General features: G+C 71.5%; 8 protein-coding genes and 1 pseudogene. 6 read left to right on the top strand and 3 right to left on the bottom strand.

What is annotated here, in order from left to right; all coding sequences use genetic code 11:
• The 3 genes and pseudogenes from D7V93_RS24635 to D7V93_RS24625 form a co-directional block, all read left to right on the top strand.
• Positions 1–376, top strand: a pseudogene (locus tag D7V93_RS24635) (hypothetical protein); the annotation flags it as partial.
• A 90-nt stretch (positions 377–466) separates the two neighbouring features.
• Positions 467–1,702, top strand: coding sequence for a metallophosphoesterase (locus tag D7V93_RS24630; protein ID WP_120645732.1), 1,236 nt, complete (start codon positions 467–469; stop codon positions 1,700–1,702).
• Positions 1,703–1,721: 19 nt separating this feature from the next.
• The gene (locus tag D7V93_RS24625) at positions 1,722–2,369 is read left to right on the top strand and encodes a TetR/AcrR family transcriptional regulator (protein WP_120645731.1); all 648 of its coding nucleotides are present in this window, start codon (positions 1,722–1,724) and stop codon (positions 2,367–2,369) included.
• Between the two features lie 85 nt (positions 2,370–2,454).
• Here the strand turns inward: D7V93_RS24625 and D7V93_RS47435 are convergent, their stop codons facing one another.
• Entirely contained in the window at positions 2,455–6,993 is a 4,539-nt protein-coding gene (locus D7V93_RS47435) for an amidohydrolase family protein (protein WP_120645730.1), read from the bottom strand.
• A gap of 232 nt (positions 6,994–7,225) precedes the next feature.
• Here D7V93_RS47435 and D7V93_RS24615 point away from each other — a divergent pair, with 232 nt between their 5' ends.
• The 3 genes from D7V93_RS24615 to D7V93_RS24605 all read left to right on the top strand — a co-directional run bounded on the left by D7V93_RS24615 (position 7,226) and on the right by D7V93_RS24605 (position 10,400).
• Positions 7,226–8,833 carry a serine/threonine-protein kinase gene (locus D7V93_RS24615; protein ID WP_244237486.1) on the top strand — a complete coding sequence of 536 codons (1,608 nt, stop codon included), beginning with the start codon at positions 7,226–7,228 and terminating at the stop codon, positions 8,831–8,833.
• An 82-nt stretch (positions 8,834–8,915) separates the two neighbouring features.
• Complete coding sequence (locus tag D7V93_RS24610; protein ID WP_120645729.1) at positions 8,916–9,770, top strand: ATP-grasp domain-containing protein; 855 nt, start codon at positions 8,916–8,918, stop codon at positions 9,768–9,770.
• Positions 9,771–9,869: 99 nt separating this feature from the next.
• Entirely contained in the window at positions 9,870–10,400 is a 531-nt protein-coding gene (locus tag D7V93_RS24605; RefSeq protein WP_120645728.1) for an FHA domain-containing protein, read from the top strand.
• A gap of 10 nt (positions 10,401–10,410) precedes the next feature.
• Here D7V93_RS24605 and D7V93_RS24600 read toward each other — a convergent pair whose 3' ends face one another.
• Positions 10,411–11,139 carry a tetratricopeptide repeat protein gene (locus D7V93_RS24600; protein WP_120645727.1) on the bottom strand — a complete coding sequence of 243 codons (729 nt, stop codon included), beginning with the start codon at positions 11,137–11,139 and terminating at the stop codon, positions 10,411–10,413.
• Entirely contained in the window at positions 11,108–12,628 is a 1,521-nt protein-coding gene (locus tag D7V93_RS24595) for a serine/threonine-protein kinase (RefSeq protein ID WP_120645726.1), read from the bottom strand. Before D7V93_RS24595 ends, D7V93_RS24600 begins: the two co-directional genes overlap by 32 nt.
• Between the last annotated feature and the right edge of the window lie 327 nt (positions 12,629–12,955).

Below are 12,955 nucleotides of genomic sequence, written 5' to 3'. Positions count from 1 at the left end.
CAGCTCGCCCGCGGACGCGGAGTCCATCGCGCAGGCGGACATGGAGCTGGGCCTGCTGGAGGAGTTCCCGGACGCCGACGCGCAGAGCGGCATCGCGTCCGCCATGCTGCACGCGCACTCGGACGCGCCGGTGTCGCAGAACCGCATCGTGGAGCGCCTGAAGCAGGACGGCCGCCTGGAGTCGCTCTTCGGCGAGGTCTTCCGCCAGGACAACCCCTACGTGGAGCCGCCGCACAAGGCCGCCATCGTGCGCGCGCTCGATACGGCGCTCACGCGCGGCACCGTGACGTCCGACGACCTGCGCGCCTTCTCCCGTGGCACCTACGCCCAGGAGTGGCAGCAGATTGGCGTGGCGCTGGGCGACGCCCGGAAATAGCCGGCTTCCCCGCCGCAGGCCCCCTCGCTTCACGCTTCTTCACGCGCCTGCGGTTGCGCTGTGATGCGTGCGCGCGAGGATGGGGCCGCCATGGAAACCCCGCTGCGCATCGCCCTGTTCGTCCTCGTCGTCGGAGTCGCCGCGACCTACGTCCACATCTACCTGTACCGGCGGCTGTTCCGTGACACGTCCGCGAGCCCCGGGTGGCGGCGCGCCGGGAAGGTGCTGCTGACGCTGCTGTGCCTGCCCCTGTTGCTGTCGTGGGTGGTGACGCGCGTGATTCCCTCCGCGTTCATCGTGGCCGTCTTCTCCTGGACGTGGATGGGCGTGGCCGTGTACCTGCTGCTCTCCCTGGCGGCGCTGGGCGGGGTGCGCTGGCTCGTCGCACGCACGCGGGGCCACCGTGGCATCGCGGCGCCCGAGCCGGCCCTGGCCGCCCCGCCGACCCTCGCGGAGCTGTCCGTCACGGCCGCGCCCGTGTCCCCCGCCGTCGACGAGGACCGGCGGCGCTTCCTCGCCCGGGCCACCGCGGGTGGCGCGGTGCTCGCGGCGGGCGGGCTCACGGGCTTCGGCATGTGGAGCGCCTTCCACCCGCCGGTGGTGAACGAGGTCGCGGTGCGGCTGCCCGGCCTGCCCAAGGCCCTGGACGGCTTCAGCATCGTCCACCTGAGCGACATCCACGTGGGCCCCATCATCCAGCGCCGCTTCATGGACGAGCTGGTGTCGCGCTGCAATGCGCTCAAGCCGGACCTCGTCGCCATCACCGGCGACCTGGTGGACGGCACGGTGAAGGACCTGGGCCCGTCCGTCGCCGCGCTCCAGAACCTGCGGGCGCGCGCGGGCACGCACTTCATCACCGGCAACCACGAGTACTACTGGAACGCGAGCGCGTGGGCGGACGCGCTCACGGGCATGGGCATCCACGTGTTGCGCAATCGTCACGTCTCCATCGGCGACGCGGGCGGAGCCTTCGACCTGGTGGGCGTGGACGACTGGTCCATGCGCCACGGCGCGAAGGGCTACGACCTGGACGCGGCGCTCGCGGGCCGCGACCCTTCGCGCGCGGCGGTGCTGCTCGCGCACCAGCCCTCCAACTGGGACGTGGCGGCCCGCGCCGGCATGGGCCTGCAATTGTCCGGGCACACCCACGGCGGACAATTCTTCCCGTTCACCGTTGCCGTCTCCGCCATCTGGAAGCACGCCGCCGGCCTCTTCCAGGACGGCGACCGCCACCTCTACGTCAGTCGGGGCACCGGCTTCTGGGGCCCGCCCCTGCGCGTCGGTGCCCCCTCCGAAATCGTTAAGGTGACCCTCCTTGCCGCGTGACGTGTAGATTTACCCGTTAATGAGCAAGGAACCGGCGAAGCGCGAAATCAAGCAAGAGCGGGCTGCGCGGACGCGGGTTGAAATCCTGGAGGCCGCCATCACGTTGTTCGCCCGGCGGGGCTACCTGTCGACGACGATGTCGGACCTGGCGAAGGCCATCCGGATGACTCCCGGCGCGCTGTACTGGCACTTCCCCACCAAGGAAGACCTGCTGCTGGCGGCCATTGAAGAGCTGCACCAGCGCTACCGGGCGGAGTTCCTCCCGCTGCTCACCGAGCGCCGGAGCCTGTCCGGCCGGGAGCAGCTGGTGTTCGTCGTGTCGCGCACGTCGCAGTTCCTGCGCTACCACCGCGAGTACGGCATCTTCTTCGGGATGCTGTCCGCCGAATCCGCGGACTCCAACGACCGCGTGGCGGAGATGCTGCGCGAGAAGATCGCCCTCTACGTGGAGGTGCTCGCGGGGATGATCCGCTACGGCCAGAAGCGCCAGGAGTTCCGCGCGGAGGTGGACCCGGTGCACATGGCCCACACGATGATGGGCGGCTACCTGGGCATCCTGCTGCACCACAACCTGTTCCGCGCCGTCGTGAACTACGACCCGCTGATGGCGTCGTTGGATCAAATCCTCTCCGGCGGCCTGCACGTGCGCACGCCCCCGCTGGGCTAGCGCAAGCGCGGAGGCGGAAACGAAGACGCCCGGCCCCCTGAAGCGGTGGGGACCGGGCGTTGTCATTTCTTCGGTCGTCGCGGTGCTACGGCTGTTCCGCCGGGCTCTGCGCGTTCTGCGGCTGGCGCTCGGTGCGGGGCAGGAAGTCCACCGAGTTGTCATCCGAGTCGTAGCCGTTGCCCGCGGCCGCGTCCGCGCCGCCGACGCTCATGCTCGCGGCGGTGGAGCCTGCCAGGGCCTTGCGCTCGGTGCTGCCGCCCTTGCCCGGAGGCGCGGGAGCCGCGGCCCCTTCCACCACGGTGCGGCCGGTGCCGAAGCCCACCGTGTCGATGACGCCCTCCGTGGCCGTGGGGTCCGTGCCCACGGAGCCCGTGCCCAGGCGGACGTTGCCCGTGGCGCCGGAGATGTCGGTGTTGCCCCACGTGTGATCCGCGGGGACCGCGGCCGTGGAGTAGCTGGTGCCCGCCACCAGGAAGTAGCTGTGCGGCTTGATGGTCGCGGTGGGCAGCGTGGCCAGCACCGTGAAGGCCGTGGTGGTGCTGGTGGTGCTCGCCGTGCGGTAGAGCAGCTTCCAGCCAGAGATGTCGACCTCGGCATCCGTCGGGTTGAAGAGCTCGATGAAGTCATCCGCGTTCACGGTCAGCCCCTGGCCGGCGATCTCGCTGATGACGACGTGGTCCGCGCCGGTGAGCACCTTCACCGTGATGGCCGACTGCTTCGACACGCTGGCGTAGGACGCGGTGAGCTGACCCGTGCCCGCCGTGGCCGCGGCCGTGAACGTCACCGTCGCGGTCGTCTGGCCCGCCGGCACCGTCACCGTCGTGGTGGGCGCGATGGTGCCCACGCTCGAAGGATCGAGCGCCAGGTCCACCGTCGCACCACCCGCCGGGGCCTTGCGGTCCAGCGTCACGGTGAACACCTGCGTCTTGCCCGTCGTCACCGTCACCACGTCCGGGGTGAGGCTTGCGAGCTTCGCGGGAGGCGGCAGCACGGTCAGCGACGCCGTGCGGGTGATGCCGTTGAGCGAGGCTGCCACCGTGCCCATCCCATCCCCTTCCGCCGCGGCGGTGAACGTCACCGTCGCGCTCGTCTGGCCCACCGGCACCGTCACGGACGTGTCGGAAAGCGAGCCGAAGGCCGAGCCCGCGGGAGGCGTCAGCGTCAGCAGCACCTGCACGGGCGCCGTCGGAGCGGACTCCAGCGTCACCGTGTACACCTGCTGCGCCCCCGCGTTCACCGTGGCGGTGGACGGAGAGAGCCCCGTCAGCCGCGGCACGTCGGTGATGGCGTTCACGGTGGCGTCCAGGGTGTTGACGCCGTCGGTGAGGCTCACCGTGGCGGAGCCGGTGGCGGTGTCGTCCAGCGTCAGGTCGAAGGTGGCCGTCAGCGTGTCGGTGACCACCGTCTGGTTGGCGAAGGTGCCAAAGCCCGAGGGCGAGACGCTCAGGCCCAGGGTCGTGCCCGCCGGCACCGGCCGGTCGAACGTCACGGTGAAGCGCGCCGTGCCGCCCGGGGCCACGCCCACCGTCTGGGGCGTGAGGCCGGTGATGGACGCCGGCTCGTTCGTGCCCAGCACGCGCAGCGTGGTCTTCCGCGAGGACGTGTCCAGCGTCGCGGTGAGCTCCACCGCCGCCGCCGGCGCCAGCGCCTCCAGCGCCACCGTTGCGCTCGTCTGGCCCGCGGGAATCACAACCTGCCCGCCCGCGGCCTTCAGCGCCGACGGGTCGGACGACGTGATGGGGATGGTGACGTCCGCCGGGTAGACGGACGCCATCGTCACCGTGAGGGCCTGCGGGATGGCACCGCTCCCGCCCACGCGCGCGTAGCCACCGGACGTGAAGCCCGTCAGCGCCGGCAGCGGGATGAGCATGTCGCCCGGGCCCCGGGGCACCAGCTTGTGGTTGCTGAAGCCGTACGTCAGCAGGCCGCGCAGCTGGCGGTACAGGGTGCCCACCGCCTGCGTCGGGTAGGCGAAGCCCTGGTCATCCACCATCAGGCCGCTCTTCGTCGGGTCGCCGGACGCGTTCTCGTCGACGATGAACTCGCGGTCCTTGTTCTCCAGCCGGGTGTTGACGACGTCGCGCACCTCCACGAGCGTGCCCTCCAGCGCCTTCGCCTGGGGCCCCCCGGTGCGGATGGCCTCCGTGCGCACCACCACCGGCGCGGGCAGCGCGTTGCCGGCGCTGTGCTTCGTCACCGTGACGTCGATGAGCTCCAGCAGGCCGAAGTAGTCCTTCAGCGTGCCCTCCAGCTTGAGGTTGTCGCCCACCGCCACGTCGGCCTTCGCCGCGAAGATGAAGAGGCCGGAGTTCTCCACGCCACGGCCCGCCGGGGGGCGCGCCACCTGGACCCAGTAGCCCTTGTCCGACTTCACATCCACGCCGGTGACCACCACGTCGTCCACCACCACCTTCGCGCCCACCAGCGACGTGTTGCCGAAGGTCGGCGTCGTCTTCACGTCGTAGACGGTGAGGGCGCACGCGGTGCCGTCCGGGTTGGCCACCGGGCACGCGTCGCACGCGTCGCCCACGCCGTCCGCGTCCGTGTCCTTCTGGTCCGCGTTCGCCACCAGCGGGCAGTTGTCCCGGGGGGTGAGGACGTTGTCGTAGTCGAAGTCCGAGGGGTCCGGGGTCGAGCACGTGCCGGCCTCCGCCGGGCAGCCGTCGCACGCGTCACCCTTGCCGTCCGCGTCCGTGTCCTTCTGGTCCGCGTTGGAGACGAACGGGCAGTTGTCGCGCCACGTCGCCACGCCGTCGCGGTCGTCGTCCTCGCCGCGGAAGGCCACGCACGCGGTGGTGCCCGCCTCCAGGGGGCACGGGTCGCACGCGTCACCCGCGCCGTCGCCGTCCGTGTCCAGCTGCCGCCCGTTGTCCAGGGGGCGCACGGGGTTGAAGATGATGGGGCAGTTGTCGGAAGCCGCCGGGATGCCGTCCGCGTCCGAGTCCCCCGTGGCCGCCACGCCCGTGTAGACGGTGGAGTCGTTGACGGCGGCGACGGGGAAGGCGGTGCCCACCGCGCTGCGCTTGGGCTCGCACGAAGGCTCGTTGGCGGGCGCGCCGCACGCGAACAGCGGATAGAGGTTCTTGGTGTCCGTCGAGCCCTGGAAGGTCGCCAGGTCCCGGGTGATCTCCGACTTCAGGCACGCGGCCTTCTGCGTACCGCACACGTCCAGCGCGTCACACGTGTCGGTGCCCTTGAGCCCGTCCACCAGGCCCTGGTCGCCGTAGAGCGGCTTGCCCCCGCGCATCGTCAGCACCACGTCCTGGGGATCCGCGGCGATGACCGCGCGGTGCGGGGAGTCCTGGTACGCCCCCAGCCGGTAGATGGCCAGGTCCGCCACCTTGCCCGGCGCGATGCGGCCCACCTTCTCCGCCACGTCCACCAGGTCCGCCGCGTTGGACGTCACCATCCGCCACAGCTCTTCGTCCGTGAAGGTCTTCGCGTAGCGGGTGGTGTTGAGGTGATCCGCGCAGCGCAGCTCGCGCAGGATGTTCATGGAGCCGGAGCGGATCCAGTCCGTGCCCAGCGCGATGGGGACGCCCAGCGTCTTGAACGTCGTCACCATCGCCGTGTCGCCGTACAGCGAGACGTTGGAGCGCGGCGACCAGACGAGCGCGGTGCCGTGCGCCGCCATCTCGGAGATCTCCCGGGCGGTGAGACCCACGCCATGGATGATGGCCGCGCGCGGGAACAGCACGTTGCCGGAGCCCGTGGACAGGCAGCGGAACTCGTTGAGCGCCGTGGTGGCGATGCCCTCCGCGATGTGCGGCAGGTACGCGGACGTGCGCGACACCAGCGTCGCGGACACCGGGAAGGAGCTGTACGAACAGCCCTCCGTCAGCGTGGTGCCGCTGCTGTCCCCCAGCGGGAAGGTGTCCGAGTCCGCGTAGCCCTCCGCCAGCCCCTCCTGCTGCGCGATGCCGTTGGTGCCGCCCACGTCCAGGTTGCGCAGCAGGCCCTTCTGCCCGCCCGCGCCCGCGATGGAGGTGGTGCCCGCCATCACCTGGCGCAGCTCCGACCAGAGGATGGCGTCCGCCTTGGCGTTGGCCGGGTTGTTGATCCGCGTGTGCTTGTTGGCGCCCACGCGCCAGTCGTGCCGGTGCTCGTAGCGCTCCGAGCTGGTGCTCGCCGTGGGCGAGCCCGGGTAGGTGATGTGGTCGTGCGGGTTGATGAGGCCCGGGGAGATGACACCCGTGGGGCACAGCACCTGCGTGGCCTCCGCGGCCCCCGTCGCATTCGCGCAGTCGCACGCGGCGCACTGGATGATGCCCTGGGCATCCACCAGCACCTGGCCGCCCACGAACGTCTCACCGTCCGTGAGCACCGTGCCGGTGAACAGCTTCCCCGCCGTGCCCGCCTTCGTCACCGCGCAGGTGGCGCCATCCGGTAGCGCCGCGGGGGGCTTGGCCCAACACTGCGTGAACCGGGTGGGGGGCGTCACGGTACAGTCCGCCTGGCACCCGTCGCCGTTCGCCGAGTTGCCGTCGTCGCACGCCTCCGCCGCCTCCCGCTTGCCGTCGCCGCAAACCACCTGGGGCTTCTCCGGTTCATCGGATCCACAGGCACTGCCCAACAGGAGGACCGCGCCCAGGGCGGCCAGCAATAAGCGGGGGGAGCTGCGCATGAAGCCTCCTGCCCGAAGGCAGTACCGACAGGGTCGGTCCAACGAGGAACACCCCGTGACTCGCATGCGGCGAGCGAGCAGGGTGCAACATTTCAGCGATACCTGACCCGTGAAGTCCACTTCGTGGGACTCAAAGGGCCGTCCATGTGCCTGTAGGTGTGATAGAGGCGCACCCAACGTGTGGGGGAGCGTCCTCATGACGCGGGCGTACACGCTCTAGAGTAGGGGGGACATGATCACCCGGAATCCATCCAGCACCGTGTCGCGCTTCCTGGACGCCCACCTGCGCCGCGATGCGCAGGCGCGCGAACTGTCGGTCGCGCGCTTCATGAGCATCCTGTCCGGCATCTGCGTGGTGGTGGCCGCGGCGCTGGGGCCGTCGATGGGCTGGGACCTGACGCTGGCGCTGATGGGGCTGTCGGCGGTGCTGGCCATCTACTACGCGTGCATGTGGCGGGTGCTGCGCGGGGGCACGTTCCACCCCATCATCCCGTGGCTCAACGTGGCCATCGAGGTGAGCATCCCCGCGGTGGTGCTCACGTTCGACCTGCGCTACCAGGGCCCGGTGTACGCGCTCACCGCGCCCACGCTGGTCATCTGGGGCACGCTGGTGACGCTGGCGGGCCTGCGCAGCAACCCGCGCCTGGGGCTGGCCGCGGGCGCGCTGGTGGCGGCGGAGTACCTGACGCTCTACTTCGGCTTCGTGCGGCCGCTGCTGCCGGAGGCGCCGCTCATCACGCTGGCGCCGCTGTTCATCTGCGTGCGCGCGTTCTTCTTCGTGGCCACCGGGGCGCTGACGGCGACGCTCGCGAGGCACTTCCTGGAGCGCACCCGCAGCGCGCTCGCGGCGCTGCGCGAGCAGGAGGTGATGGGCAAGTACGTGCTGCACGAGCGGCTGGGCGCGGGCGGCATGGCGGAGGTGTACCGGGCCACGTACTCGCCCGAGGGCGGCTTCGAGAAGCAGGTGGCCCTCAAGCGCATCCTGCCGTCGTTCGCGGACGACGCGGCCTTCGTGACCATGTTCCGCCGCGAGGCGGAGCTGTGCTCCACGCTCAACCACCCCAACATCGTCCAGGTGCTGGACCTGGGCCGCCACGGCGGCACCTACTTCCTGGCCATGGAGTACGTGGACGGGCTGCCGCTCAGCGGCGTGCTCCGCCCCCAGGGCCGCAAGCCGCTGCCGCTCGCGGCCGCGACGTTCCTGGCCGCGGAGCTGGCGGCGGCGCTGGACTACGTGCACCGGCGCACCAGCCCGGACGGAGAGCCCCTGGGGCTGGTGCACCGCGACCTGAACCCGCCCAACATCCTCATCTCCCGCATCGGCGAGGTGAAGCTGTCGGACTTCGGCATCGCGCGCGACGCGGCCCGGGCCCACATGACGGTGGCCGGCAGCGTGCGCGGCAAGCTGGGCTACATGGCGCCGGAGCAGGCCATGGGCCGGGAGATCGACGGACGCGCGGACCTCTTCGCGCTGGGCCTGACGCTGCACGAGGCCCTCACCGGCCGGCGCGCGCTGACCGGCCACTCGGAGGAGGTGCTCCTGCGCGCGGCGGTGGATCAGCAGGTCGTCCCGCCCTCGCAGCTCAACCCCGCGGTGCCGGTCGCCCTGGACGCCATCGTCATGGGCCTCCTGCAGAAGGCCCCCCAGCGGCGCACCCCCAACGGCGCGGCGCTGCGTCAGCAGTTGCTGGCCCTGGAGGGCCCCGCGGCCCCCTTCCCCCACGGGCAGGCGGAGCTGGGGCGCGTGGCGCGCGAGGCCAAGGCCCTGACGCTGGCGCTCAACCAGGACCCCACGGAGTCCTTCGTCGACGAGAAGCCGGCCGCCGTGCGCTCGGCCTGAGGCCGCGAAGGGCCCGGGACGGCTGCGCGGTGGCGTGGGGCGCGTTAGAACCCGACGCGTCCCCGCACCCGGAGCCGCCACCTTGGACATCGCCGTCGTCACCTGCGCAGGGATGCCGCAGCTGCACCCGCTGGATGCGCCGCTGGTGCCCGCGCTGCGCGCGCTGGGGCTGGATGCGCGGCCGGTCATCTGGGACGACCCGTCCGTGGACTGGAGCGGGGTGCGCGCGGCGGTGGTGCGCAACGCGTGGGACAGCCACCTGCGGCGCGACGAGTTCGTCGCCTGGGCGGACCGGGTGGGCGCCCTCACCCGCCTCTTCAACCCGGCGGACGTGCTGCGCTGGAACACGCACAAGGGCTACCTGCGCGGCATGGAGGCCCAGGGGCTGCCCCTGACGCCCACCGTCTGGGTGTCGCCCGGCGGCACGCTGGACGTGGAGGCGGTGGCGCGCGAGCGCGGCTGGGACGCGGTGGTGCTCAAGCCCGCGGTGGCCGCCGGCGGGCTCAAGGTCTTCATCTTCCGGCGCGGGGAGCTTCACGCGGCGGGCGCGAAGGTGGCGGAGCTCGCGAAGGAGGGCGACGTGATGGTGCAGCCCTACCTCACCGCCTTCGAGACGGAGGGCGAGCGCTCCTACATCTTCTTCAACGGCGTCTTCAGCCACGCGGTGCGCCGCCCGCCCACGCTCACGACGGCGCCCCGGGGCTTCGCGGAGCCGCACGCGTTCACCCCGGACGACCCGGCGGAGTTGAAGGTGGCGGAGGCGGTACTCGAGGCGTCGGGCGGCCGTCAGCTCCTGTACGCGCGCGTGGACGTGGCCACGGACAACGCGGGGCGCGTCCGGCTGCAGGAGGTGGAGGTGACGGAGCCGTGCCTGTTCCTCACCCTGGATCCAGGCGCGCCGGAGCGCATGGCGAGGGCCGTCATCGCCCGGCTGTAGTCCCCGCGGCCCCTGGAGCCCGTCCGCCATTCGACCAATCGTGGACACCTTGGAACACGGGCTGGCGGCGCGGGACGCAGTTGGGGTTATGTCTGGAGCATGCGAGCCCTGTTGCTCTCGTTGCTCATCCGGCAGCACATGGCACTCAAGGAGAAGTTCAGCGCCAAGTACCCGCACCCCTGGTTGGTGTGGGAGGCCGGCGCCTGGAACGTCCCCGAAGAGCAGAATGTGGCCGCCACGCGACTGCCCATGATGGACCTGCGCGACTGCCTGCCCGCGGGCGATGCGCTGTGCTTCGAGCTGATGGGGGTGGCGGATCGCGGCCCCCTCAAGCTGGGGCGCGCGTCGCACAACACCTTCGTCGTCAACGACGCCACGGTGTCGCGCGAACAGTTCGCCCTGCACCCCACGCCCGAGGGCCGCTGGACGGTGGAGCGGCTGGCGCAGTCCCGGCCGGTGACGGCCAACGGCGAGCCGCTGGAGCCCGAACAGCCCCGGCTGCTGCAGCCCGGCGACGAGCTGAAGGTGGGCGACGTGCGCCTCACCTTCCACGACGCCGCGTCGTTCAACGCGCGCATCGGCCGCATCGCCGCGCAGGTGCTGGCACAGGCCGCCGCCCCGCCGCGCTAGCGGCGGGCCGCTACCGCCCGACGGTGCCGAGCGTCGTGTCCCGGGGGTTGGGCGCCGTGGCGAGCCACACGGCGCCGCCCGCGACCAGCGCCACCGCGCCCGCGCCCGCCCAGACGTACCAGCGGCGCGACCAGGGCCTGGGCGCCGCTTCTTCCGTCTTCACGGACGCCTCCGGCACCTGCATCGACAGGGCCTCGGAGGCGCCATTGCGCTGCGGCGCGGCGGTGGGCGTCGCGGCGAGCTTCGCCTGGCTGGCGCGCGCCTCCGCCAGCGCGGCCTGTTCGCGCGCCCGCTGCAGCTCGCGATCCCTCGCGAAGCGTTCGCGCTCGCGGCGCTGCTCCTCCTGCACGCGCGCCCTGCCGTCCATCTCCGCGATGAGGTCGCGCACCACGTCCGCGTTGCCGGGCTCGTCCGGAGACAGCGCCAGGTAGCGCCGGTAGAAGAAGGCCGCGCGCGACGGGTTGTTGAGCTGCCGGTGGCACTGCGCCACGTTGAAGAGGAAGGCAGGCAGCGGCTTGAGGCGGTACGCCTCGCTGAAGGCCTTCAGCGCCCGGTCGAACTCGCCCAGGTCGTACGCCAGGTTGCCTTCGGTGAACCGCTCCCGTGCCTGCTCCTCCGCGGAGACCCCGGGCGTTTCCGACTGCGCCGCCACCGTCGGGAAGGGGGTCCCCAGCGCGAGCGTGAGCACGAGGCCCAGGGCCTTGCGGTCACTGCGTCGCGAACGGATTGATGACCGCATCCCTGCTTCCTCCCTTACGACCCGGCCCCCGGGCCGGCGCGCGGCGCGGCCCCGTGCTCGCCTTGACGAGCGGCACCGTCAACTCTGCGGCGGCGGCGTCCTGCTTCAGCTCCACCGAGCGCTCCAACGAAACGTACCCGGCCAGCTCCACGCGCAGCTGCGGCGGCACCGCCTGCCGGGTCAGCGCCTTCGTCAGCGGCGTGATGCCCAGCTCCTCGCCGGTGTCCACGCGGACCACCTTCGCGCCGGGCGGGGACGAGTGCACCGTCAGCGTCACCGGATCCGTCGCGCCCGCGACGGGCCGCGCCGCGACGGCGGAGACCTGAGACGGCTCCAGGGCCTGTCCGTCGGGCGTGCGCATCGCGTGCAGGCCCTTCCACGTGGTGATGCCGGACACCAGCGCGAGCGCCGCCAGCGCCGCCGACACCTGCATCCGCCGGTCGCGCAGCAGGCCGGGCACCTTCATGCGCAGCGTGGGCCGCTCCGGCTCCTCGGCGACGGGCTCCAGCGCGAGCGACTCCGCCACCGTCACGGCGGGCAAGAGCAGCAGCGCGGTGGTGACCTCCGCGAGCGTCTGGGGCCGGGCCTCCGGCTCCTTCGCCAGGCAGCGCATCACCAGCGCCGCGAGCGCGGGCGGCGTGGGCTCACCCGACGGCAGCTGCGCGGGCAGCGGCGGCGGCGCCTGGGTGATGATCTGCACCACCAGCTGTCCGAAGGCCGGGGCCTGGAACGGCGGGTGGCCGGCGAGCATCTCGTAGAGGATGTTGCCCACCGCGTAGATGTCCGCGCGCGCGTCCACCGGCAGCCCCGCGGCCTGCTCCGGGGCCATGTACGCGGGCGTGCCGATGATGGTCCCGTCCAGCGTGCCGGTGAGGCTGACGCCGGTCTGCGTCGTCATCAGCTTGGCGACACCGAAGTCCAGCACCTTCACGAAGTCCGCCTGGCCCGAGCGCTGACTGATGAAGAGGTTGTCCGGCTTGATGTCCCGGTGCACCACGCCCACCTGGTGGGCCGCGCCCAGCGCCGCGCACACCTGCACGCCGATGCGCTGCACCCGCGACAGCGTCAGCCCCTCCTCCTTCAGGAGCGCGCCCAGGCTCTGGCCGCGCAAGAGCTCCATCACGCAGTAGACGTGCCCGTCGGGCGACTCGTCCACGAAGTCGAAGATCTCCACGATGTGCTCGTGGTTGACCTGGTTGACGGTGCGCGCCTCCTGGAAGAAGCGCTGCACGAACGAGCTGTCCCGCGCGTGCTCCGGCCGCAGCACCTTGAGCGCCACCTGACGGCCCAGCCGCACGTGGCGCGCCTGGAACACCCGGCCCATGGAGCCTTCTCCCAGGAGCCGCTCGAGCTGGTAGTTGCCCAGCACCGCGCCCTCCTGGACCTCCTCACCGGGCGGCAACATCGAAGCCGGCATCCCGCCACTGTTGCTCACGGCGTCACCGTGGCCGGACAGGACTGTGTGCGCGAAGAGGTCATCGGTGCCCATGGGAGGATCAAGTTTCCATGGCGAGGCAACCCGGCAACCCTCGGAAGGGCATCAATCGCTCCGGAGACGGAAAAACTTTCGACACGTGACGATTGAAGCGTCCCGCACCACATGGAGGTGTCGCATGTGCGGCGAACGTGCACCTGCCGTCCGTGAACACTGAAAAAATCTCCCATATGGCGCCCTCCCTTCCAGCCCCCCGCTCATCGATGGTCGCTGCTCGGATGCGGTTGGTCAACGTGATCGGACGTCCCGGTATCACGCCAACAAGAAAATTGTTCCGCAACTGAAGGGGGAGGTGGGCGGCCCGGTTGGGCAGCGCACGGG

It is taken from the genome of Corallococcus llansteffanensis, from assembly GCF_003612055.1.
In the GTDB taxonomy this organism is placed as follows: domain Bacteria; phylum Myxococcota; class Myxococcia; order Myxococcales; family Myxococcaceae; genus Corallococcus; species Corallococcus llansteffanensis.
Note: the sequence above shows the minus strand (reverse complement) of the source record. Positions and strands in the feature narration are given on the sequence as shown.

Bases quoted from the DNA above. Each gene is read 5' to 3' on its own strand.
- D7V93_RS24600 (WP_120645727.1), bottom strand. From the start codon at position 11,139: ATGCGGTCATCAATCCGTTCGCGACGCAGTGACCGCAAGGCCCTGGGC.
- D7V93_RS24605 (WP_120645728.1), top strand. From the start codon at position 9,870: ATGCGAGCCCTGTTGCTCTCGTTGCTCATCCGGCAGCACATGGCACTC.
- D7V93_RS24595 (WP_120645726.1), bottom strand. From the start codon at position 12,628: ATGGGCACCGATGACCTCTTCGCGCACACAGTCCTGTCCGGCCACGGT.
- D7V93_RS24625 (WP_120645731.1), top strand. From the start codon at position 1,722: ATGAGCAAGGAACCGGCGAAGCGCGAAATCAAGCAAGAGCGGGCTGCG.
- D7V93_RS24615 (WP_244237486.1), top strand. From the start codon at position 7,226: ATGATCACCCGGAATCCATCCAGCACCGTGTCGCGCTTCCTGGACGCC.
- D7V93_RS47435 (WP_120645730.1), bottom strand. From the start codon at position 6,993: ATGCGCAGCTCCCCCCGCTTATTGCTGGCCGCCCTGGGCGCGGTCCTC.
- D7V93_RS24630 (WP_120645732.1), top strand. From the start codon at position 467: ATGGAAACCCCGCTGCGCATCGCCCTGTTCGTCCTCGTCGTCGGAGTC.